A 24,823-nucleotide genomic window follows, 5' to 3' on the forward strand; every position below is an offset into this window, starting at 1 on the left:
AAAATTGTGCTATTGTTATCTGTGTTTCAAACGCCGTTGTGCGTGTGGTATTTTATGTTTTGATTTAGCGGCCGCCAGTGGAGGCGACATATGAAGACAAAATTGATCAGTTTCGGACTGGCGCTTGGCATGGCCGCTTCGGTGGCGATTGCAAAAGAAACGCCAAAACCTGTGCAACAGCACAATTCAAATGCGGTCTGGTTCGAAAACTGGACGGGCCTGACCAACACATCAATGATCATTCAGGCCCCGGACGGCGCTGTAACGACCATTTTCGCAAAATCGGGCACACCGGTGTTCCAACTGAATGGCGACCAAGTTCAAGACGGAATTTACCGTTACGAATTGTCGGCAGCCACGGAAAACACGGTTAAGATCGTGAACAAACAAAACAATGGACGCGGTGACGCAAGCAAAGACAGCTTGGCCGAAGCCTACCGTCTGAACGGCCATTTTACGGTGTACCGTGGCGTGATTGTGACGCCGAAAGACGTCAAAGAAGAATAACATTGCAAGGTCGTCGTGGGTGGCGCTGATGCATTTCAAAAAAGACCTTTAGGGGGACAAGATGACAAACTATTCCAAAAAACTGCGCCTTAGCACGGCTTTGACAACCGGGGCGTTGGTATTGATGGCCAACACCAGTTTTGCTGACAACGTGATCGTTGACGATTTGATCGTTCAAGGATCGGCGTGTATCGGCATCGACTGCAACAATGGCGAAAGCTTCGGTTTTGATACGCTGCGGCTTAAGGAAAACAACTTGCGCATCCGCGCAGACGATACATCAGTCTCGGCCAGCTTCCCCTCCACCGATTGGCAGCTGACATTTAACGATTCAAGCAATGGCGGCGCCAACAAATTCTCCGTTGAAGATCTGACGGCAAGCCGTGTGCCGTTCACTATCGAAGGCAGCGCTCCGACCGATTCCGTATACATCGAGGATGGTGGTCGCGTGGGCTTTGGCACCAACACACCAGTCGTTAACCTTCACGTTAAAGAGGGCAACACACCAACATTACGCTTGGAACAAGACGGGTCCAGCGGGTTCACGCCCCAGATTTGGGACATGGCAGGCAACGAAGCGAACTTCTTTATTCGCGACGCAACAAACAGCAGCAAACTGCCGCTGCGCATCCAGCCAAATTCAGCTGATGCGTCGATTATGATTACCTCGAATAATCGCGTGGGCTTTGGCACCACATCGCCAAATGCGGCTTTGCACTTGCGCCGCACTGACGGCACAGCAGGGTTTCTTGTTGAAGAAGCTGATTCTTCAGTAAGCAACCGTACCTTGATGCAACTGTCCAACAACGGCGGCGTATTTTTCAGCTTGAAAGACAGCTCACAAGCATCTGGCGGCAACTGGAATATCCAGAACAATTCTACCGAATTGCGGTTCTCTAACAACCTTGTTTCAGGTCTGGAAATGAAGCTGGACACCAGCGGAAACCTGACCTTGCTGGGCGGCTTGGTGACAGGCACGTCCGGGATTTGTGACGCTGGCACGCCGTGTGACGCGGTCTTTGATCCCGATGTTTACACTGTCCCTACCATCGAAGCCCATGCGGAACAAATGTGGGCAAACAAGCACTTGCCTGCTGTTGGTCCAACCCTTCCCGACCAGCCTTTGGACGTGACGACAAAGATGCTGCGTATGCTGAACGAGCTTGAGCACGCGCACATCTTTATCCAACAACTCAACGCCGAGATTGGCGTGTTGGAAGCGCGTCTGAACGAGATGGAAGCCGACGAAGGCTAAGCCCAAAGGTCTTTGACTTTGCAAGGCCCCGGACGCATTTTGTGACCGGGGCCTTGTTTGTTTTCAACCAAAGAATTGGCCGCATCTTGAGGGATTTTCGTGTCTGACGTGACCGTATCGCACCATGCGAAACCAGGATTAATACATCCGGGCCAAGGGCTCCGCTTTGCGTTAGCGGTGTTGATCGTTGTTGTGTTGGCCTATCTTTTCTGGACTGGATCGCGTTATCCCGCATTGGATGAAAAGGCGATGATGTCAGGGGCTATCCAGCTCGAAGACCCGCTGGGATTTGAGGCGTGGTTCACCCTGACCCCCGACATGACCCTGTTCGAGCGGGTCTTTTTCAGCACCCTCAACTGGATCAACACCAACAAAAAAGGCATGAGCTTTGGCATCCTGTTTGCCGCAGCCTTCCTGACAGTGGTGCCGTTTCTGACAACCCGGTCATTTCGCAACAGCTTTGCCAATGCAGCCCTTGGACTGGTGATCGGCACCCCTCTTGGCGTTTGTGTCAACTGCGCAGCCCCGATTGCACGCGGCATGTATTCCGCAGGGTTGCGGGCTGAAACGACACTGGCCGCAATGATCGCATCGCCCACATTGAACATCGTTGTGTTAACGATGCTGTTTTCCCTGTTGCCGTTCTATATGGCCGTGACCAAAATCGCCCTAAGCCTATTTGTCATCCTGATCGCCGTGCCATTGATCTGCCGTATATTGCCACAGATTGAATTGCCCGCGGACGAAGTCATCTGCCCCCTTCCGGCACCTTTGCAGGCAGGGGCACAAACTGGGGTACGTCCGCGCCCAGACACGCTTTGGACGGCCTTTGTGGCAGTTGCCAAAAGCTATGTTTCGAACCTTTGGTACATTGCCAGAATGACAGTGCCCTTGATGGTGCTGGCGGGTTTCTTGGGGGCGCTGACCGCCACCCTTTTGCCCCCCTCCCTGATCACCGGCATCGGGTTTTCTGTAATAGTGCTGGTTCTGGTCGCTGGTGTCGGGCTATTCTTGCCCGCCCCCATCGCCTTTGACGTGGTCCTGTGTGGCGTCTTGATCAGCGCAGGACTGGCCCATGGATATGTGATGGCCTTGCTGTTCACGCTTGGCACGTTTTCAATCTATTCGTTTTTTATCGTGCGGCAGTCTGTCGGTCTGAAGGCTGCGACCTATTTGTCAGGCGTCGTCTGTGCCTTGGGTATTGCGGCGGGGGCGGGGGCGCAGGGGTATTACAATTGGCAATCCCAGCGCGCCCTGGATCTTTTGCTGCAAGGCAACGCACAGCCTGAGCCGGTATTTTGGGGCGCACATGCCAGCGAAGCGTACCCTTGGACCGCATCTGATGATATTACCGTGACCGCGCAGCCACTGGCCCCTGTGTCCGCCCCGGCCACCACGCCGTTCACCCGCGCAGAAGCGCGTACAATAGGCATTCACAAGCCTTTGGAATTTTCCATGCGCGATATGTGGCCACCCTTTTGGGAAGGGCGCAGTGTGGCATCGGGTGATTTCGACCGCGACGGCGATTTGGATCTGGTGATCGCCTCGACCCAAGCGGGGGTGTATCTGTCTACGAACACAGGCGACGGGCAGTTTGCACCTGTTGATCTGGGTGAATTCACGGCTTTGCGGGACATGCTTATTTTTAACGCTGTTTTGGTGGATATCGACAATGACGGCTGGCTTGATTTGTTTCTGGCAACCTATTTGACGGGCAATTTCATCGTACCAAACACACAAGGGCGGTTCGATTTTGCGGCGATGCGCCCCGTGAAAAACCGTGACGATGCAGTGATGACAATGGCCCTTAGCTTTGCTGATGTGGACCGCGACGGTGATTTGGACGCGGCCTTGGGCAATTGGGCGGCTGGTTGGTATCGTCGCATCCCCGGCGAGGAATCCCGCAACCGCGTGATCTGGAACAACGGCGCACTGTCTGGCGACGCCTTCACCGATTTGCCCGGCATCCCCGGCGAAACACTCAGCATTCTGTTCACAGATTTTGACGCCAACGGCACAGCGGACCTGATCGTGGGCAACGATTTTGAAATCCCCGATTATTTCTACAAAGGCGACGGGGCGGGCGCGTTGGATATGGTTGTGGCAGACGACGCCTTGATCCCGCACACCACCGACACCACTATGGCCGTAAAAACCGCCGACCTGATGAACAACGGCCATCCCGACATTTATCTTGCACAGATTGCAGGACGATCTTCGGGAGTGTCCGAAACGCTGAAAATGCAGCCTTTGGCGCAGTATTGCGACGGCGTCGACCATGCCGAAGACAAAGCCAAATGTCTTGAAAACATGGCCATCAAAGGCTGGTACAAATCGGGCAACAACTTTGACCCGACATATGCTGCGCGTTGCCAGACGCTGTCAGGCGTCAACAAAGACCAATGCCGCGCGATGCTGGTCAAGGACCTCGCCATCCAAAAACGTGACCCTAATGTGTGCAAGCTGATCCCTGTGGGCCAACCCGTGGCGCAAGCCTATTGTGCGCTGCATTTCAAACCCTCCCGCACGCCAACGGCTTTGGAAATTGCGCTGACGCATTTGCAAATCCGGCGATCCAACGTGCTTTTAACGTGGCAAGGCTCCGCGTTCGAGGATCAGGCCGAACCGCGCGGACTGGATGTCGGCGGCTGGAGCTGGGACACCAAGATTGCCGATTTTGATCATGACGGATGGCAAGACGTCTATATCGTGAACGGCACATGGGTCCCCAACGAGGTGTCCCCCTCAAACCTGTTTTTCCACAACACGGGTGGCACATTTGTCGAAGCATCAGGGCCGTTTGGGCTGGAAGATTACATGATGACCGCAGCCGCCACACGCTTTGACATGGACAATGATGGAGATCTGGACATGATCACCCATACGGTAAACGGCCCCATCACAGTTTTCACCAACAACACACAGACACGTGGCATTGTTTTTGATCTACAGGATTTGCAAGGCAATCGCGACGGTATCGGAGCCGTGGTGAAACTACATGACGCAAGCGGGCGCATTCAACGCCGCGAGGTTCAGTTGGGCGGTGGTTTTATGTCCTTCGACGCGCCCCGCGTTCACTTTGGGTTGGGGGATGAAACCCATGCCACGAAGGTCGATGTGCATTGGGCCACTGGCGAGGCCAGCACGATCGAAGGGCGATTGGAGATCGGTCAAAAATACACCATCACACGCCACCCGGCACAATAACATCCGCCACGGCCACGCCACCGTTTAGATATCGTCGAATGTGCCCGCTTCATCGCGGATCATAAGGCGCAGCGCCTCGTTCAGACTGTCGTGCTGGTCTGCGGTTAATTTGTTCAGGAAATGATCCTGATTGGCCTGCACCAGCGGCCAACAGGTCGCGACTTTTTGCTTTCCGCGGGCTGTAACCATGATTTGGCGGGCGCGACCGTCCTCATGGTTCAAGCGGCGTTCGATCAGCCCGTCTTTTGTCATAGCCTTAAGCAACCGCGACATCGCGGGACGTGTAATTCCGATGTTGTCGGCCAATTCCGAAGGCGTGTTCAGATGCTCCATCTCGACGCTGGCCAGCACACACCATTTCAAACGGGTCAAACCATGTGCCGCCAAATCCGCCCCAAGGCGGCTTTGCATGATACGCGACAAACGGCTGAGTTTGAAACCAAGTCGATTCTGGAGCTGGTAAGTCATGCGCATGGGTCCAAATCTGAAAGAGCAGGCAACGTCATGCCAATATGCACAAGATGAGGCGGCGAAAACAGGCAGTTTTGCAGGTACATTCAATTTGATTGCTTATGATAACTATTTACGTTTGCAATCTTCCTGTTAAACCTGAGGCCATGACATCTCGTTTTTTTTCTGACAAAGACCGTCCGGTCCATATGGGCCCCTATCCCACCGAACGCTTGGCCCGTCGTGCGACGGCACCGGACTTGTCCGCCGTGCCCCCGATTCAACAGCTTCGCTTTGACGCCCCCGACAATACATCGTCCATCATCAACGCGATGCGCGAACATCAGGCCATGCTGGACGCCATCCGCGATGGCCTGATCAACGGGGCAATCGCTGAAACGCCCCACGACCGCAAGACGCGCGCCAACCACCTGAAGGCATTTGGATATTTCGCAGATGCCGCTGACGTGGGCGTCTGTACATTGCCAACCGATGCGCTGTTGCGCAGGCCATTCATCAACCTCGACGTCGGTCGCTTGGCCGAGGACCTGAAAACGCGCCAAACCAAAACACTGGCCGCCGGCATCGACATGATAATGGCCGACCTGAAAGAATCCATCGCAGCAAGCCCAACTGATATTGGGGCACACACCCATGCGCTTGTGTTTTTGTACGAAAACCCGCGCGATCCCCATAAAGACGAAGAAGGCACCGCATGGATAAAGGACGCGCAAGCGCACCGTGCAGGGTTGTTGGCCGCGGAAACCGCCGTAGTGCTTGCCAATTACCTCCGGCTTTTGGGCTATGATGCGCGTGGTCACACGGTTGCTTCATCGGACGTTGATCTGGGGAAGCTTGCGGTTGCAGCGGGGCTGGCGACCGTCGAAAACGGCACTTTGATGCATCCCTACATCGGAACGCGGTTCGGGATCGGGGCCGTCACCACCACATTTGAATTGGCTGCGGATCAGCCGTTGGCGCCCCTGTCTGCCCAACCTAAATCGGCCTTTGGTGCTGCGTGGCGGTTGGGCACCTCCTCAGCCAAAAACGCGATGAACGCCGTGCCATATGCCAAGCGCCGATTTGTAGATGGGGCGCATCCGTTTGAAAAACTGAAACGTGTCAACACCCCCACCACATACATCGACGAAGACCGTGTGGCGCGTGTGCCCAAACGCACCGATATGTTTGCGCGGGCGCAGTTTGGTGACATGGGCAAAAAAATGCAGGATGGGGCGAAAGGCGGACGCTATGTTGCCCAAGCGCCAACCAGCATGGCGCAACGCCGCGCACTTGGGGCCTTTGTGCTGTTGCAAGACGGGGACGCCGCCGACCGCAAAGTGCCAATGTCACCACAAGACGCAGCCGCACTGGTCAAGGCCACATCCTACTGGTTGGGCGCCGACGCCGTTGGCATTTCACGTTGCCCCGATTGGGCATGGTACAGCCATGACGCACGGGGCGACGTCATTGATCCGCCCCATGATCAGGCCATCAACATGATCATCGATCAGGGCTATGAAACCATGGAAGGCTCCTCTGGTGACGACTGGATCGCCGTGGCCCAATCCATGCGCGCCTATTTGCGCTTTTCGTTGTTGGGCGGTGTAATCGCCAAGCAAATCCGCAACCTTGGCTATAAGGCAAAGGCCCATACCGTTATGGACGGCGAAGTATTGCAGCCCCCCTTGTTGCTGCTTTCGGGGCTGGGTGAGGTCAGCCGCATCGGCGAGGTCATTCTGAACCCCTATCTGGGGCCGCGCCTGAAATCGGGCACGATCACCACCGATCTGCCTATGACACATGACAAACCCATCGACTTTGGGCTGCAAACCTTCTGCGGGTCGTGCAACAAATGTGCGCGCGAATGTCCGTCAGGCGCCATCACGGCAGGCCCCAAACTGATGTTCAATGGCTATGAGATTTGGAAATCTGACAGCCAGAAATGCGCAACCTACCGCATCACGACCCCCGGTGGGGCCATGTGCGGGCGCTGCATGAAAACCTGCCCATGGAACTTGGAAGGCATCTTTCGCGATAAACCTGTGCGGTGGGCCGCGATGAACGTGCCACAACTGGCCCCGGCGCTGGCCAAATTGGACGATGTTGTGGGCAACGGCGGTTTGAACCCTGTGAAAAAGTGGTGGTGGGATCTGGAGATCGAGGAAGACGGCGGCTACCGCCCCACCAAACATCCCGTAAACGCCCGCACCTTGCAAAAAGATCTGGACCTGAAATACGAGGACCAGACGCTGGCCGTTTACCCTGCGCCTCTGGCCCCCCATCCCTACCCCTATCCGTTTCCGATGGACCGCGAAGCAGGGATCAAAGCCTACAAAGCGATGATCCCCGCCGACACCTACAAAGCACGACTGGCCCAAGGCGACGAAAGTGCCGTGCATCTGTATCCGGCGCATGGGGACAGCCCCGTCATTCAAGTTCAAATCACCCGCGCGACAGAAACGGCCCAAGGCATCACCCTTTACGAATTTACGCCGGTAGATGGTGCTGATTTGCCCCCTTGGGCCGCCGGGGCGCACCTTGATATTGTCGTGGCCCCCGAATTTCTGCGTCAATATTCCATGTCTGGCAATCCTGCGGACCGCTCGAAATACCAGATAGCTGTGCTGCGAGAGGCCGAGGGCCGCGGCGGATCAAAACTGCTGCACCGCATATTCACGGTTGGCCGAAAGGTTTTTATCTCGCATCCGGTCAATCACTTTGGACTGGACCCATCCGCGTCAAAATCCATCCTGATGGGGGGTGGCATCGGGATTACGCCAATGATTGCAATGGCACATGAACTGCATGCGCAGAGCCGTGATTTTGTGTTGCACTACTCGGGGCGGTCACGGTCAACCATGGCGCTTTTGGATGAGATTGCCCAATTCCCTTGGGCGCAGAACGTGCACATCCATGTCACCGATGAAGACACCCGCGCCGATTTCGATACGATTTTGAAAGGCTATTCAGAAGGTTGGCACCTTTATACCTGTGGGGCCGAACGTTACATGACGGCCGTGCTGGATGCAGCCACGCAGGCGGGTTTTCCTGAAGATGCGCAGCATCTGGAGTATTTCTCGGTGCCTGACCAACCCGATTTTGAAAACCATGCCTTTACACTAAAGCTGGCGAAATCGGGACGTACTCTGGCTGTGCCTGCCGACAAAACAGCCACGGATGTTTTGCAGGACAACGGCATCGCGGTGGACGTCAAATGCGCTGACGGTATTTGCGGGGTCTGCAAATGCGGCGTTCTGGCCGGCGAGGTGGAGCACCGGGATTTTGTGCTATCTCGTGCGCAGCGCGCCAACACGATGATCTTGTGCCAAAGTCGGGCCGCAACCAAGGACGGGGTTCTGGAAATCGACCTTTGAGGCCGAAACAACACCGTTCGACACGTATAAAGTGCACACAACACCAGCTAATCGACACTGCCCTCTTGACCAGTCCCCCTGTTTTTGTGGACAGTTGCGCACGTTAACATTTCTAAATTCCTGTTTTGATTCTGGGCCTTGATCACGATGAATGATGTATTGAATGAGGACGACGCAGACAAAACGCGCCCACCCCAAGGGGCGCTTCGGTTTGATACACCACAGGATTTATATGCAGCTCTGCCCCAGATCGCAGAACTGACCCAACAACGCCCGCGCGAGAACGAAGACGCCTTGCACTATCTGGGACGGTTGCGGTCTTCGACCACACCGGAAGAGGCCGTGACCTACACCGCCTTTGCGGCTTTGCCCCAGATGGCGATTTGGTGGGGCCACGAATGTTTGCGTGTGATGCCCGAAGTGCTGGACCAGCGCGACCGCGCCTTTATGGAAATGATCGCGGCCTGGATCGCAACGCCGACCAAGGATTTGCGCCACAGCATCATGAAAGAAGCGCTTTGGGCCAACGGGCGCACCCCTGCAGTGATGTTAGGGCTGGCCGTGGGCTGGTCTGGCGGATCCATCGCGCCCAATGATCCAGCACCCGTGCCGCCCTACCGCGCGCCCCGGTCCATAAACTCTAGCGTATTGTCCTGTCTGGCCCGCGCCGACCTTACACGCCGCCCCGTGTATCTGGCGCGCTTCATCGACATGGCGGAATCGCTTTATCGGGTTTACTAACCTCCACCAGCATTTACATTAAAACGCCCATAGGCGCACACGGCGAGACTTCATGACCCTGACGTTGCAAATCGAAAACTATGACATGCTGGATGATGGTGGTCCTGCCCAGTTCTCTGTGACAGGACAGGGCGCACAGATCGGGCGTGCGTCGGTGCGCGACTGGACACTGCCCGATCCGACCAAGCATATTTCGGGGCACCACTTTAACATTCTGTTTCAGGATGGCGCTTATTTTTTGCAAGACGTGTCCACCAATGGCACTTTTTTGCAGGGCAGTCGCTACCGCCTTGAACAACCGCACCGTTTGAATTCCGGCGACCGTTTTCAGGTGGGACCGTATTACATCGTGGCCCACATCCAAAGCGCCGCACAAGCAGCTCCACCCGCCGCGCAAGCCAACACATGGGCCCCCGCCGCCGCCGCGACCCCCGCAGCAAGTGGCGATCCGTGGGACATGGGCGGTCACGCGGCCCCCGTTGATGTGGCCCCGCAAGCACCCACCGCGCGGCGCGAAGACTTTGCTGATGATTTCATCGCCAACCCCGTGTCTATGCCGCCCGTCACCCCACAGCCTTTGGACGATGACCCTTTTGCGCTGCCGTCCAGCTTTGATCCAGCGCCTGCGGCCCCGCAGGGTGGTGGCAATATCCAGATGCCTGCCCATCTGACAACGCCCCCCCAAGCGATGCCGACCCCTGCCCCGATTGCGGCACCGCCGATGCCAACACCCGCGCCGCAGCCTGCGCCACAACCCATACCACAAGCGGCTCCGCAGCCTGTCCCACAAGCGGCGCCCCAGCCGCCACTTGATGCGCCCATTTACACAAACCCGACGGCCCCACCCGTTGAAATGCCTGTCCCAGGCGCACCTGCCCCCTTAGCCGCTGCCCCGCGCCCAGATGCCGCCCAAATGGCACGTCCCGACCCGATCCCTGTGCCAGCCGCAGCCCCTGCGATGGGGTCCGGTCAAAACGATGTCGTGCGCGCCTTTTGTGAAGCTGCAGGCATTTCGCCTGATGCCTACGGCGATGTCGATCCCGTGGAATTGGCCCGCGCCCTTGGGCAAAGCACACGGCATGTGGCAGGTGAGCTGATGACGTTGTTGCAGGTGCGCGACGCGGCCAAGCAGTTTACGCGTGGCGGCGAACGCACCATGCGGCGCAACTCTGACAACAACCCGCTCAAGTTCTTGCCCGATGCCGAACAAGCCATCGAAGCCATGTACCTCAAGCACCGTGCGGGGTTTTTGAAAGGGCCCGAAGGCGTGGCCGAAGCCCTGCGGGACGTACGGGTTCACCAAACGGCAGTGTTCGCCGCCATCCAGCCTGCGTTGGCCCAGCTTTTGACCGGGCTTTACCCTGAAGAAATCGAAGAAAGCGCAGGCAGCGGGGGCGGCATGTTGGGCAGCGTGGGCGGCGGCAAACGCACCAAGGCCTGGGAAACCTTTGTAGAGCGGTGGGACCAGAAAACATCACCCCATGAGAACGGTATGCTTGGCGAATTTTTAGTCCATTTTGCAAAAGCTTACGCAGATGTCGTTGGCAATGAAGGGTCGTAGCTATGTGCACTTGCGCGGCATCAAAGGTAAGGACATCCGTACTTGACTTTACCCCCCGTCTCCGCTGACTTTAAGACTTTGTTAAACCCGCGTTAAGAGGACCGTATTTTAGATGTCGTTTGAATGGCTCACACAGCCGATCCACCCAGATGAGCCATGCGGCTTGGATTTGGATCTTGAAGGTGATGATGATTACATCGATTACCTCGACGACGTTGATATTCGCCTGCCCTCCATTTACGCCAAGAAGGTCTTTGGTGGCGAAAAGGGTGAAACAGCACAGTTTGAAGTGTTCAAGCCGTCCTCTGTCAAAATCAAACAAGAACGCAAAGCCGTCGAAGATTTGCTGCAAAACACCCGCGACATCCGGTTGCTGGTATATTTAGCGCAATGGGAAATTCTGGCAGGCGAACTTGAAGGCTTCATGGAAGCCGTGGAAGCCATCGCAGCCCTGATCGAAGCCTTTGGTCCTGATGTCCACCCCGCGCTGACTGCTGATCCAAACGACCGCAAACTGGCGCTTGAAGCTTTGACAAAAAGCGACACAGTTCTGCAACCGATGCAGCATGTTTCGCTGACTGGCGCGGACGATGTCACCTACCGCCTGTATCAGGTCGCCACCCAAGCCGTAACAGCGCGTGGCGGCGAAGAAAGCGCAGATGCCGGCCGCATCATGAGCGACATAGGCTCTGCCTCCGAAGTCGAAGACACACACGCCTTTCTGACGCGCACTGCCCAAGCCCTGCACAAAATTATGGTGCTGTCCAAGAAGGCACCGGAAGGGGCATTCACCCCGAAACTGGAAGGGTTGTTCCGTATCATCGCGGACATCCAAGGGTTGATCCGCTCGGGCCGTGCAGATTTGCAAGTCTGGTCCGCTGAAGACGCCGGTGACATGGACGACAGCGCCGATGACGCAATCGCGAACGAAGATGCAGGCGCCGCCGGGGACGATCCAGCCACCGGGGACGCGCCCGCCGCGACCAAAGCGACGTCTGTGGCGGATGCCCCCGCTGCAGGTTCGATCACCACACAGCCCGAAGCCCGCGTGACATTGCGCGCCATCGAGACGTATTTGGCACGGTTTGAACCGTCGTCAGCGGCTTTGTTGTTGGTCACACAGTCACGCCTTTTGATAGGGCGGCCCCTGATCGAGGCGCTGGAAACCCTGTTGCCCGGCGAAGCCAACAAGGCCGTGATTGATTTTGGCCCCGGCACCGGATTTGCATTGAACATGGACAAATTGCGGACGCTGGCCAGCGAAGGTCTGGGCGCGGTCAGTACCGCTGATGATCCAAGCCAACCTGATCCTACGCCGCCTGTATTGAACAACCGCGCAGACGTCGCCGCACAATTGCGCGCCGTGGAAGATTTTTTCCGTCGCAATGAGCCGACAAGCCCTATTCCTTTACTTTTGGTGCGGGCACGGGTCTATTTAGACAAAGATTTCGAGGCGATTGTCGCCGATTTAATACCTAAACAAGTCAGCACAGGGGACTGATGCCAATCCGTGTAAAACAGCGTTAATGCTGTTGACTCGAGACACAGCTAAAGGTTCACTGTTTTCAACTAGGGAGATAAGTTAATGGCTTCTGATAAAGCGACGGATTTCGTCAAAACAAACAACCCGGGCCGGGTTAACATTTCATATGAAGACCCATATGACAGCGAAAAAATGGTGGAACTGCCGTTTGTGATGGGCATCATGTCCGATCTGTCCGGTAATGCATCCGAAAAAGAAAAAGCGCCAGTTGGCGAACGTGATTTCCGTGAAGTGTCCGCCAAGAAGCTGGACGAATTCATGGCCGACGTTGAGCCGGGCCTGTCGTTCCGTGTCGACAACAAGCTGACGGACGAAGGCGGCAAGCTGGGTGTGAACCTCAAGTTTTCGTCCATGGACGACTTTGGCCCCGCACAGGTCGCCGAACAGGTGCCGTCGCTGAAAAAGCTGTTGGATGCGCGCAAGCACCTTGCCAACCTGCAACGCTACATGAACGGCAAGCCCGAAGCGCAAGCCAAAATCAAAGAGCTTTTGAATGACCCTGATCTGATGTCTGCTTTGGCAGAACGTGCAGCGGCAGAAAAAGCGGAAGGCTCTGACGAGCAGGAGAACGATTGATGAGTGACGCAACTTCACAGGTCGAAGAAAGCGCAGGCGGTTTAACGGAGCTTGACGAATTCTCGGACATGCTCAAGCAGAAGATCAAGCCACGTGGCAAGGTCGCCGAAACCGAAGTCGACAACGCCGTTGTGTCCCTGGTGCAAGAAGCACTGGGCGACAACAGCCTGATCGCGGATGATGTGATCGACACGCTTGACGCCATTCTAGCCAAGCTGGACGAACAGCTGACTGTTCAGGTCAACGAAATCATCCACAACGAAGAATTCCAGAAGCTGGAAAGCAGCTGGCGCGGTTTGGCGTATACGCTGGACAACACGCGCACGGATTCCTCGATGAAAATCAAGGTTTTCAATGCGTCCAAAGACGAATTGAACGCACAGTTCCGTCAATATCGTGGCGACAAGTGGATCACGTCCCCACTGTACAAAAAGATCTTCCAGGAAGAACTGGGTACGTTGGGCGGCAAACCCTACGGTTGCCTTGTGGGCGATTACCACTTTGGCATGGACAGCCCCGATGTCACGTTTTTGCGTGAAATCAGCCGTATTGCGGCGGTGGCCCACGCGCCGTTCATTTCGGCTGCGTCGCCTGAATTGTTGGGCATGGACAGCTACAACGAAATGGATGTTCCAGATGACATCGGTTCGATCTTTGATCGCCCTGAATACGCCAAATGGAACGGCATGCGCGAAAGCGAAAATTCGCGTTATCTGGCGCTGACATTGCCCCGCGTGCTTGCACGTGAGCCTTACAGTCAGAACACAAATTCCGTGGTTGAAGAATTCAACTTCGAGGAAGAAACCGACGGTCACGATGGCATGAAATACGGGTGGATGAACTCTGCCCATGCTATGGCCGTCAACATCAACCGCGCCCACAAAGCGCATGGTTGGACAGTACAAATCCGTGGTGTGCAATCGGGGGGGGAAGTGTTGAACCTGCCCAGCCACACGTTTGACACGGGTGATGGCGGTAAAGATCTGAAATGTCCGACAGAAGTCGCCATTCCGGACAGCCGTGAGAAAGAGTTAAGCGATGCAGGCCTGATCGGTTTGTTGCACCGCAAAAATACAGACAAGGCAGCGTTTATCGGGGCCCAAACCCTCTATAAACCGACGCAACGCATGGACGCGGAAGCCACGGCTTCTGACAATCTGTCGTCGCGCCTGCCCTATATCTTCGCCGTGTCACGGTTCAGCCACTTCTTGAAGTGCATGATGCGTGACAAAATCGGGAAAAGCGACGATCGCATCAAGATCGAGAAGGACTTGCAGACGTGGATCAACAAATACGTCCATGCAAATCCGGAAACCGCAAACGATCTCGATAAGGCGAAGAAACCCTTGGCAGGGGCCAAGGTCGAAGTCATTGAAGACGAAGAGAACCCGGGGTACTACACTTCGAATTTCTACCTTAAGCCGCATTTCCAATTGGAAGGCGTCAATGTAGGTATGTCTCTCGTGTCCAAGATTCCGAACGGCAAATAAGCGTAACCACTATCCCATCTGTAAAAGGAGCTATTAAATGGCTGTCGATATTTTTCTGAAACTCGGTAACAACATCAAAGGCGAATCTCAGGACGCCACACATAAGGACAACATCGACGTCCTGGCGTGGAACTGGGGTCTGTCGCAGTCCGGCACAACCCACATGGGCAAAGGCGGCGGCGGCGGCAAAGTCGACGTACAAGACATCACTTTGACAAAATACGTGGATCTCGCATCTAACGACCTGATCCGCCGCTGCACAAACGGCGAGCACATCGAAGACGGTGAGCTGATCGTGCGTAAATCCGGTGGCGCAAACCCAATCGAATACTTCCGCATCAAGATGGAAAACATCATGATCACAACGTATTCCACAGGTGGTTCCAAAGACGGTCTGGACCGTATCCAAGAAACACTGACATTGAACTTCCGCAAGTTCGAAGTGTTCTACACATTGCAAGAAGAGTCCGGTGCAGCAGGCGCCGAGACAATGATGGGCTGGGATATCGCCGAGAACATCGTCTGGTCTTCCTAATTGCCGACCGGCTTTTGAAAATACAAAAGGGCCGGCGCATTGCGTCGGCCTTTTTTTGGCCCAAAATCTGATAGGCAGCCTGACGGGCTAAATTAAATATGCGTTCATCCAGCACCGAAAAAGACGCGCGCGCACAGCGCCGGGGCGCCCGCCAAAACAAGCGGTTGGTGTCGATGATGCAGGTGTTCCGATCCGCCGCTGCCAACAAGACCGCCCAACGCGATATGGCCGTGCGCGACGGCGAAGATACCAATCTAACCACCCGTTCCAAACAAATCCGTGAAAGCGTTGATGAAAGCGAATTGCGCAACCACCTGAACATCGATCTGGATTTCCTAATGGCAACCACCCGTTTGGATTCCATCGTTGATTTGGAAGAAGACAGCTATGTGGAACGGTCTATCCTGAATTACGGGTTCCGGGATCTGTCCAAGCTGACGCGGTCCCACACAACCGACCAGAAGATCGCCGAAAGCATCCGCGAATCCATGATCCGCCATGAACCGCGCCTGATCCCCGAAAGCATCAAAGTCACCATTGTTCCCGAAGCCGACAGCGCCACGGGCCGCGTGTCTTACGAGGTCTTCGCCGTGATGGTCGCGGACCCTATTGATCTGCCTTTGGATTTTGTCGCCGAAGTCGACATGGGGGCCTGCAAAGTCAAGATGAAGCGCCTGCGGGTGTCCTCATGAAGAAAAGTTTCCGCGACGCCTACAACCGTGAACTGTCTTTGCTGTATGAACGTGCCGCTGAATTCGCAGCCGAATTCCCCGGCATCGCCGACAGCCTGGGCGGAGTTCTGCGCGAAAACACCGACCCCGGTGTCGCGGGCTTATTGGAAGGCACCGCCTTTCTGTCCGCCAATGTGCAGCACAAAATGGACGAGGAATTCCGCAACTTCACCACGGAATTGTTGGACCAGATCTTCCCCGAAGCACTGGCCCCTGTCCCGTCCATCATGATGGCCAAAGCGCAGCCGCCCTGGGACAACAAAGACCTTGCCGAAAGCATTGTCTTTGACGCCGAAAGCCCCGTGGACGCCCGATTTGTCGACGCGGACCAACGCGTATCTTGCCAATTCCGCCTGTGCGCCCCACTGACGCTGTGGCCATTGCGCATCGAAGACGTAAGCTATTTGGCCAGCCCAGCCCCATTGGAAAAGCTTGGGTTGGACACGGAAGTCGGCTCCAAGGCAGGTATTCAGATCGAAATCACCCGCCCCGAAGAAGCCGGTGAAGGTCCACTGTCCGATTTTGCAATCGATGAATTGCCCTTGCATTTCGTGGGTGAAATGTCCGAAGCGGCAAAACTTTATGAGCAAATTCAATGCAATATGGTCCGCGCCACGATCCGTTATCTGGATAAAAACGGCGATGCTACGTTCAAGATTATTCCGTTAGAGCATCTTCAGCAGGTTGGTTTTGGCAACGACGAACGGTTGCTGCCACGTCCCGGTCAGCTTTTTGACGGCTTCGCCCTACTGCGCGAAGCCTTCGCCTTTCCGCGGAAGTTTCTGGGCGTAAAACTGGTGGGGCTACAGCAACTTTGGACCAGTTTGGGCGCACAATCGGCGCAGATCATTTTGGAATTTGACCGCTCTGATCCGGTGTTAGCGGCCCGTCTGGGCGTCGATGACATTTGTCTGTTTGCAGCCCCCGCCGTGAACCTTTTTGTGGAAAATGCCCGTCAGCGTGTGGACCGCAAACGCCACGAATTTGAAGTCCGCCCCGACCGTTCCCCCATCACCCACTTTGAAGTGCAACGCATCGAAAAGATCTATGCCCACTACACCGGCAACCAAAGCAAGGTGAAAGTGTATCCGCTGTACGGTGTGGCCGATGGCGAAGTGAACCCGCGTCAAACATTGTATTTCACGTCGCGTCGGAAACCGCGCCGTTTGACTGAACACGAACGCCGCTTTGGGGTGCAGCACCGCTATCGTGGCACCGAAACCTTTGTGGCGCTGTATGAGCCACCCGACACACCGGAAGAAGCTTCGGTGCAGCGTTTGCAGATCACCACCCTGTGTTCCAACCGCCATTTGCCGGAATATCTGCCCATCGCCGGATCGCAAAACGACTTCTATATGTCTGACGACACCACGGTGAACATCGCCTGTGTCGCAGGCCCGACACCGCCCCGCGAACCCCTGTCCGAGATGGAAAACGACGCACCGCACCGCGCGGTTCAGGGCGATGTGTACTGGCGGCTGATCAGCTATTTGTCCCTGTCCCATTTTGGTCTGGATGATCGCGGTGGACGCGACGGGGCCGCCGCCCTGCGCGAAATGTTATCGCTGTTTGCCGATCTATCCGACAGCATCACAGAGGCACAGATCGAAGGCTTGATCGGGTTGGAGACATCCGTTGTCACCCAATCCATCCAGCGCAATGACGGGTTTTTCCCTGCGCGCGGCTTGAAGGTGAAACTGACCTTTGACGAAGAAAACTTCGAGGGCAGCGGCATTGTCCTTTTGGGCGCTATTCTGGATCGTTTTCTGGCGGAATACGCATCGGTTAACAGCTTTACCCAAACGCAAATCGCGTCCCGCCAGCGCGGCGTTTTGAAAACCTTTGCGGCGCGCACCGGCAACGGGCCGTTGTTATGACCGCAATAGAAGACAAAGGGGCCGAAGACGCCTTTCGCCGCGGCCTTTTTGCGACGCTGCGCGAATTGGAACGGCAACATCCCGACAAACCCCGCATCGGGCGGTCCGTGCGGCTAAAAGACGAATACATCGCCATCGGTCAGGACCCGACATTGGCTTTCCCGTCTTCTGACATCCGCCGCTATGAACGCCGCCCCGACGGCAAAATGGATATCCGGTCACAGGTTCTGGGCTTTTTCGGCCCCCAAGGTGCGCTGCCTTTGGATGTCACTAAAGAAGCCGCCGAATGGAAGGCTGCAGGCGACGAAAGCTTTGTGCGCTTCACCGATATGCTGGGCACACGTTTCTTTCAGCTGTTCTTTCGTGCCTGGTCCGACGCCCATGCGATCAGCCAGTTCGACCATCCCGAAAGTGACCGGTTTGCCAGCTATATTGGTGCTCTTAGCGGAGTGTCCACGCCCGCATTTTTGGAAAAAGACAGCATCGAAGATGTGCACAAAGCGTCGCTTGTGCCGCTTCATGCCAACCGGGTCAAAAGCCCTGTGCGTTTGCGCCAGCTGATCGAATTGCATTTGGGGGCTCAGGTCGAAGTTGTCGAACACGCGCCTTCGTGGCTGGATTTTGAAGAAGCGGACCAGAACCGCATGGGCCAGCGCGGCAGCATGCTGGGGCAGAACATGTTTCTGGGTGCGCGAATGCAGACCGTCAATGACCGGATCGAATTGAAGATCCAGACCCGCAGCCTGAAAGACTATCGGCGCTATTTGCCGGGTGGTCTGGCCCACAAAAACCTTGAAGATCTGGTGTTCTGGTATCTGGGCAAAACAATCGAAGTGGGTGTGGAATTGTCCCTGCCCGCCGAAGAAATTCCGCCTGCGCAGTTGGGGCAGACGGTGGAACTGGGATGGATGGCCGCCGTCCTTCCCGCAAATGACAACACAAAGAAGACTGGCTTTGTGACAGTCGCCAAGTACACTTTGGGCCAAGCCGCATAAAAAATGGCAGCCTGTTTATAACGAATTAGGGTGAGGGATATGACAGAAATTACGATTGAAAAATACGCCGGTAAAATGAATCGCGCGGGCTATGACGCATTTTTGCAGTCGATGCGCTTTGCGCGCGGCGAAGGCAACCGCCACGTGGAATTGGTCCATTGGCTGTTTCACGCCATCAGCAACCAGAAATGCGATATCTCAACCACGCTCGCTGAATTGAAGATCGACCGCGGCGCAGTCCTGAAGGCGCTTGATAAATCCATGGCGTCCTTGGCCAAGAACGTCACCGAGAACCCGCAAATTTCGCAGACTTTGGCCGATGCGCTAAACTCGGCTTGGGTCTATGCCACCTTGTTCTTTGGCGAAGCCCAAATTCGCACAGGCCATGTGTTGGTTGCGATCCTGAACGACCCGACATTGCGCCGCGAGTTGCTGTCCTCTGTGTCGATGTTGTCCGAACTTTCCGTGGATCACATCAGCAAGGAAACCCGCGCCCTTTGGGGAAGCTCTGAAGAAGAAGACATGCGGCCAATGGATGGCTCCGGTCTTGCGTCTGGTGGGTCAGGCGACGGCGCGTCTGCGGCAGGTGGTGCGGCCACCGCTTTGGGTCGCTATTCCCAGGACATGACAGCCGAGGCCGCAGAGGGCAACATGGACCCCATCGTGGGCCGCGACGAGGAAATCCGCCAGATCGTTGACGTGCTGTTGCGCCGCCGCCAGAACAACCCGATCCTGACGGGCGAAGCAGGCGTGGGCAAAACCGCCGTTGTTGAAGGCTTTGCCCAACGTCTCGCCGCCGGTGACGTGCCGCCCAAGCTGAAAGGCACCCGCCTGCACGCTTTGGACATTCAAGCCATGCAAGCCGGTGCGTCGATGAAAGGCGAATTCGAGGAACGCCTGAAATCCGTCATCGACGAGGTGCAGTCTTCGCCCACCCCCATCATTCTGTTCATCGACGAAGCCCATACGCTGATTGGTGCAGGCGGGTCCGCAGGCACAGGCGATGCCGCGAACCTGCTGAAACCCGCCTTGGCGCGTGGCACCTTGCGCACCATTGGCGCGACGACCTTCGCAGAATACCGCACGTATTTTGAAAAAGACCCGGCCCTGACCCGCCGTTTCCAGCCTGTGAATGTCGAAGAACCCGACATCGACAAATGCTGCTACATGATGCGCGGCATTCTGGGGCCGATGGAAAAGCACCACCAGGTCCGCATCTCGGACGAGGCCATTGTGGCCGCCGTGTCCCTGTCCGCCCGCTACATCCCCTCGCGCCAGTTGCCGGACAAAGCCGTGTCTTTGCTGGATACCGCTTGCGCCCGCGTGGCCGTGTCTCAGGCCAGCACCCCTGCCCGCATCGCGGATTTCAAAGCGCTGATTGCATCGCTTGAGAAAGAGATCGAAGGCAAAATTTCGCAACGTGATCTGGGCGAGACCAACGAGGAACGCCTGCTGGAAGCCCAAGCGCAGAAAGGCAAAGCAGAAGCTGATCTGGTGGAAGCCGAAGCGATGTATGCGACGGAAAAAGGCGTGGTCGACGCCATTCTTGATCTGCGCCGCCGCATTGCCGAAGACGGCGAGGCCGACGCGGAAATGTCCGACGACGAAATGCGCACCGACATGGCCAAGCGCATGGCAGAGTTGGAAGCCACAGACGCCGACAACCGCATGGTCTATGCCCACGTGGATGAACAGGCCGTGGCCTCTGTCATCTCCGATTGGACAGGCATCCCAGCGGGCCGCATGGTCACGGATGAGTTGGAACAAATCCTGCAATTGTCCGAACATTTGGGCGAGCGTGTCATTGGTCAGGATCACGGGTTGAAGATGATCTCCAAGCGCATTGAGACATCCCGCGCGGGCCTCTCTAACCCCAACAAACCCATCGGGGTGTTCATGTTGGCAGGCCCCTCTGGCGTTGGTAAAACCGAAACCGCGCTGGCGCTGGCCGAAACGCTTTATGGTGGCGAACAAAACATCATCACCATCAACATGTCCGAATTCCAAGAGGCGCACTCGGTGTCCCTGCTGAAAGGCGCACCTCCCGGCTATGTCGGCTACGGCGAAGGCGGGCGTCTGACCGAAGCGGTGCGGCGCAAGCCCTATTCCGTGGTGCTTTTGGACGAGGTCGAAAAGGCCCACCCCGACATCCACGAACTGTTCTTTCAGGTGTTCGACAAAGGCATCATGGAGGACGGCAACGGGCGGGCGATCAACTTCAAAAACTGCCTGATCTTGCTGACGTCCAACGTGGGCACCGATGTGATCATGGAGATGGGCCAAAACGGCGAGGTCGTGCCAGACTTTGACGAACTTGACGCCGCGATGAAGCCGTTCTTGCTCGAAGTCTTCCCGCCCGCCTTGCTGGGCCGGATCGTGACGATCCCGTATTTCCCATTGGGCCACGAAGTGCTGGGCGGCATCACCCGTTTGAAGCTGAATTCTGTGGTGAAACGCCTGTCGGATGCGCATGGCGCAAAACTGACCTATTCCGACGAGGTGCTGGCCCATATCGTCGATCAATGCCGCGACCCCGACAGCGGCGGGCGGATGATCGACAACATCATCTCCAATTCAATCCTGCCCGACCTGTCGCGTCAGGTCTTGGCGCGCATGGTGTCGGGCGAAGAAATGAAAACGGTAGAGATCACGCTGAAAGACGATACTTACGACTACGTGTTTACCTAAACGAAAAAGGGCGGCAAGGATGTGATCCCGCCGCCCATTCTGTCTACCTCTGCGACGTAGGTTACATGTATTGCTGACATTCTTCAAACGATGCCACGGCGTTGCTCAGGTCGGTTTGTAGACGGCGCATTCCCATGATGTAATTGTGCTCTGTCGCAAAGGCAGAGGATTGCAAACGGTCGTGTTCTGACCAGTAATTGTCCTGTGCTGTGTCCAGCGCAAAGCCGTAAGAAGACGCAGCCTTGGCCACGCGCATACCTGCACCAACCTTGCCCATTACGGGCTGGTTTTTGGTCATGTCGGTGATCAGGATCGCATTGTCAAAACTCACATCTACCGCATATTTCAATCCGGCTTTTTGTGTGGCCGCCTTGTCCCCCTTGAACGCCGTGTTGGCAACGCCCGCCGCGCCAATGTGCGTTTGGGCGACATGGTTGCTGGCGATGCCTATGGGTGTAGAGGACGATTTATAGTTGCTGAATTCACTGGCGGCCTTCAGCGCCACATCACCCATGTTTGCATCGCCGGTGTAATACTCGCCCATCGTTTGTGTGCTGGTGATCAGAGTCGATCCGATGCCCGCAAACTTTTGCTGTTGCTCCGTCGGGGCCAAGGCTGCGGCCATGTCCAGAAAGCCCACGCAGGTATCGCGAATGATCGTGGCCACCAGCAACCCTTTGTTCAGGCGCATCTGCAAGGCATTGTTGGATTTTTGTGCCTGCGTGATGTCTTCCAGCGATTTGATCTGGGATTCGATGTTCCGGATCTTTGCAGACAGATCAACACAGCTTTGCGGCGTCAGCGTTCCGTTCTTTTTATAGCTCAGATCGACAAGCTGAAAGTTCGAGGACATCGCGATGGGGGCGTGGGGCATCATTTTTCCTAACCAATTACAATTTGAGGCAAGTTTAGTGACTGCCCGTGGACTGTCTATATCAAACTGCACAAACGCCGGCTTTTCACCCCACCTCTTTCAGCACCTGATCCACAAGGTCCTTGTAGACCTTGACCTCGGGCGACACGGGCTTGGGCGGGGCGGCAACCACGACGCTACCCTTGCCCCGTCCGCGCATCTTCCGATCCGCCCAGTTTTTCAGATCAAGCACAGAATAGTTACGCAGGAACGGGTTGGCTTTGACCACCCCCGCCCCCATCAGACGCGCGATGGTGTCGTCGTTGGCGGCACTCAGCACAGTGTGCGCCCCCCCTGGCCCCAAAAAGTGCGATAGATAAAGCCGGCCGGCCGTGATGTTGTGGCCGCGCTTGCGCAAGAAGCTTTCGTTTTCCTGCGCCAGTTTGGTCACCATCTCACGGGACAAAGTCGGATCACGGCGCAAATTCAGAAGGTCCTGCTTGGACATCGTGCTGTGTAACTCGGGGCGATAATCGCGCATCATGCGCAACCATGTGCTGGAAATAAACTGCCCCAGCCCCGTGGCAGAAGACAACGGGTTTTTGGCGTTGGCATTGCCCGCGCTTTCGACCTTGATGATCTGCGCCACCAATGCCTCGACAGCGCCGGATGCCACCACAGGTGCGCCCCCATTCAGCAGCCCCATAGGATCAACGGGCGTGCCGTTCAATCGTGTCTCGAAGTGCAAATGCGGTCCTGTTGAACGTCCGGTCGTCCCAACATACCCAATCAGATCACCGGCCTGCACCAAGCCACCTGTTTTCCCTTTCGGGGCAAATTTGTTCAGGTGCGCATAGCGGGATTCAAGACCGCCGGGGTGCTTGATAATCACCAGATTGCCGTAACCCTTGCCGTCGCCTGCATGGCTGACTTTGCCGGGCGCTGCGGCATAAACAGGCGTTCCAGTGGGGGCCGCCCAATCAATGCCCGCATGCAAACGCACAACTTTGTGGATGGGATGTTTGCGGGGGCCGAACTTGGACGTCAAAATACCCTGTACCGGCGAAATAATCGCTCCGCCAGAAGACGGGCGGCGCTTGTTGGGGTCGAAACACTTGAACCCCCCTTCGTCTTTGTCGGGAATAACATAGCATTGCATATCACCCGATGGCCCCTTGATGGCGGCATACATCAACTGCCCTGATGCACTGCCACCCGGCCCGTGTTGTGGGGCGTAAGCAAAGGTGAACTGATCGCCGGTCTTGGCGAATTTATCCAGATCATGCACCTTGGACATCAAAGCGATCATTTCACCGACCAGCGTGGTGGGGACGCCATTGCGCACGGCTGCGGAATATACCGCATCCAGCAACCGAAATTGACCATCGGTGGATCCGGTGTCTTCTTCCTCGGTGCCTGCCAGTTCCATCAGATTGTCTTCGAACCACGGGTCAGAGGCGATCATGACGTTGCCCGCGCGGGTTTGCGCGATCGACCCCACATAGCCCTGAGGGTTGTAATAAGACAGTTGCAACAAGCGCTGTGTGTTGGGGCCAAGGGGGGCCAAGCGCAATGCAATGATGGATCCCTTGGGGGGCGCATCCACACCGGAAATCAATCCGGTGATCTGCGGGGCAAGGCGTTTCGCATCCACCTCTGTGATACCGTTCTGGACCAGAACATCCAACAACGTGCGTTCGACCTTGGCCTCGATGACACGGTCCGAAAACAGGGCGATGCGAAAGGCCTCGCGGCGCACAAAGGCCACGCTGGTGGTGTTTTCAACTTCGGTCTTTTGCACAAAATCTTCTTCGGCGCTGACACCGCTTTCAAGACTTGCCCCGTAACTGTCGGTCAAATCACCCAAATCGACATCGCCATCGATATTGGCCAGAATATCGATGGGTTCCGCGTTCATGGCGGCATCCATCACTTCCAACGCCTGACTGCGTTGGGCCTGGAAAAAGGCGAAATCCTCGCGGGTTGATGGTAGGGCCGTCATCAGCTGGCGTTGCATCACCACAAGATTGTCGCGCATCACGACCAAACGCTTGGGCTGCTGCAACCCGAAGCGGCGAATGTCCAAGACACCGGGTCCTGCAGTTTCACGCATCACACCTGTGCCGCCACTGGCATCGAACCGCAAAATCGTCGGATCACCTGCAATATCAACAAAGGCGTTGTTGGGCACGACCGGGGCCACAACGATGTCGGATTCAATCTGCACCAGTTGCAAATCATCCTGACCGCCACCGAACAGGCCCGCAACCTTGGCCCCCATCCCCGTCAAAAACCAAAGCGGAAGAACAATCACGACGAACGGCAACAAACCGAACACAGCAAATCGCAACCCGTTGCGGCGCCACTTGCGACCACGGGCTTTCTTGCGTCCTTGCTGAAACCTTGGATCAACTTCGAACATGGTTTAGCGCTGCCG

General features: G+C 56.2%; 17 protein-coding genes. 14 read left to right on the plus strand and 3 right to left on the minus strand.

From position 1 onward, the window contains the following. Positions 1-90 precede the first annotated feature (90 nt). The 3 genes from ASD8599_RS19390 to ASD8599_RS19400 all read left to right on the plus strand — a co-directional run bounded on the left by ASD8599_RS19390 (position 91) and on the right by ASD8599_RS19400 (position 4,969). Complete coding sequence (locus ASD8599_RS19390; RefSeq protein WP_108830433.1) at positions 91-507, plus strand: hypothetical protein; 417 nt, start codon at positions 91-93, stop codon at positions 505-507. Positions 508-568: 61 nt separating this feature from the next. Beyond that, entirely contained in the window at positions 569-1,762 is a 1,194-nt protein-coding gene (locus tag ASD8599_RS19395; protein ID WP_108830434.1) for a hypothetical protein, read from the plus strand. 99 nt (positions 1,763-1,861) lie between these two features. Then, positions 1,862-4,969: an FG-GAP-like repeat-containing protein gene (locus ASD8599_RS19400; RefSeq protein WP_245926167.1), complete on the plus strand. Its 3,108-nt coding sequence runs from the start codon at positions 1,862-1,864 to the stop codon at positions 4,967-4,969. Between the two features lie 24 nt (positions 4,970-4,993). On the opposite strand, the gene ASD8599_RS19405 is transcribed toward ASD8599_RS19400, so the two are convergent. Further along, positions 4,994-5,437, minus strand: coding sequence for a MarR family winged helix-turn-helix transcriptional regulator (locus tag ASD8599_RS19405; protein WP_181364570.1), 444 nt, complete (start codon positions 5,435-5,437; stop codon positions 4,994-4,996). A gap of 149 nt (positions 5,438-5,586) precedes the next feature. Between ASD8599_RS19405 and ASD8599_RS19410 the strand changes: the two genes are divergently transcribed. From ASD8599_RS19410 to tssH, 11 genes are all read left to right on the plus strand, one after another. After that, positions 5,587-8,796 carry a reductive dehalogenase gene (locus tag ASD8599_RS19410; protein WP_108830436.1) on the plus strand — a complete coding sequence of 1,070 codons (3,210 nt, stop codon included), beginning with the start codon at positions 5,587-5,589 and terminating at the stop codon, positions 8,794-8,796. Between the two features lie 147 nt (positions 8,797-8,943). After that, positions 8,944-9,537 (plus strand): DUF6931 family protein, encoded by a 594-nt coding sequence (locus ASD8599_RS19415; RefSeq protein ID WP_108830437.1) that lies wholly within the window; start codon positions 8,944-8,946, stop codon positions 9,535-9,537. A gap of 52 nt (positions 9,538-9,589) precedes the next feature. After that, positions 9,590-11,098, plus strand: a complete 1,509-nt coding sequence (gene tagH, locus ASD8599_RS19420) for a type VI secretion system-associated FHA domain protein TagH (protein WP_108830438.1) — start codon at positions 9,590-9,592, stop codon at positions 11,096-11,098. Between the two features lie 112 nt (positions 11,099-11,210). Beyond that, on the plus strand, positions 11,211-12,599 hold the full coding sequence (locus ASD8599_RS19425; protein ID WP_108830439.1) for a type VI secretion system protein TssA: 1,389 nt from the start codon (positions 11,211-11,213) through the stop codon (positions 12,597-12,599). 84 nt (positions 12,600-12,683) lie between these two features. Then, positions 12,684-13,217 carry a type VI secretion system contractile sheath small subunit gene (tssB, locus tag ASD8599_RS19430; protein ID WP_108830440.1) on the plus strand — a complete coding sequence of 178 codons (534 nt, stop codon included), beginning with the start codon at positions 12,684-12,686 and terminating at the stop codon, positions 13,215-13,217. Beyond that, complete coding sequence (tssC, locus tag ASD8599_RS19435) at positions 13,217-14,707, plus strand: type VI secretion system contractile sheath large subunit (RefSeq protein WP_108830441.1); 1,491 nt, start codon at positions 13,217-13,219, stop codon at positions 14,705-14,707. The genes tssB and tssC overlap by 1 nt, the downstream gene beginning before the upstream one ends. Before the next feature lie 37 nt (positions 14,708-14,744). Then, a complete protein-coding gene (locus ASD8599_RS19440) occupies positions 14,745-15,242 on the plus strand; it encodes an Hcp family type VI secretion system effector (RefSeq protein WP_108830442.1) in 498 nt (165 codons plus the stop codon). Between the two features lie 98 nt (positions 15,243-15,340). Further along, complete coding sequence (locus tag ASD8599_RS19445) at positions 15,341-15,934, plus strand: type VI secretion system baseplate subunit TssE (RefSeq protein WP_108830443.1); 594 nt, start codon at positions 15,341-15,343, stop codon at positions 15,932-15,934. Then, positions 15,931-17,850 (plus strand): type VI secretion system baseplate subunit TssF, encoded by a 1,920-nt coding sequence (gene tssF / locus ASD8599_RS19450; protein WP_108830444.1) that lies wholly within the window; start codon positions 15,931-15,933, stop codon positions 17,848-17,850. Before ASD8599_RS19445 ends, tssF begins: the two co-directional genes overlap by 4 nt. Beyond that, entirely contained in the window at positions 17,847-18,845 is a 999-nt protein-coding gene (gene tssG, locus ASD8599_RS19455; RefSeq protein ID WP_108830445.1) for a type VI secretion system baseplate subunit TssG, read from the plus strand. Before tssF ends, tssG begins: the two co-directional genes overlap by 4 nt. 39 nt (positions 18,846-18,884) lie before the next feature. After that, on the plus strand, positions 18,885-21,533 hold the full coding sequence (tssH, locus tag ASD8599_RS19460) for a type VI secretion system ATPase TssH (RefSeq protein ID WP_108830446.1): 2,649 nt from the start codon (positions 18,885-18,887) through the stop codon (positions 21,531-21,533). A gap of 61 nt (positions 21,534-21,594) precedes the next feature. Here the strand turns inward: tssH and ASD8599_RS19465 are convergent, their stop codons facing one another. Further along, a complete protein-coding gene (locus ASD8599_RS19465) occupies positions 21,595-22,407 on the minus strand; it encodes a hypothetical protein (protein ID WP_108830447.1) in 813 nt (270 codons plus the stop codon). 85 nt (positions 22,408-22,492) lie between these two features. Further along, positions 22,493-24,808 (minus strand): peptidoglycan DD-metalloendopeptidase family protein, encoded by a 2,316-nt coding sequence (locus ASD8599_RS19470; protein WP_108830448.1) that lies wholly within the window; start codon positions 24,806-24,808, stop codon positions 22,493-22,495. Between the last annotated feature and the right edge of the window lie 15 nt (positions 24,809-24,823).

It is taken from the genome of Ascidiaceihabitans donghaensis (genome assembly GCF_900302465.1).
Lineage (GTDB): Bacteria > Pseudomonadota > Alphaproteobacteria > Rhodobacterales > Rhodobacteraceae > Ascidiaceihabitans > Ascidiaceihabitans donghaensis.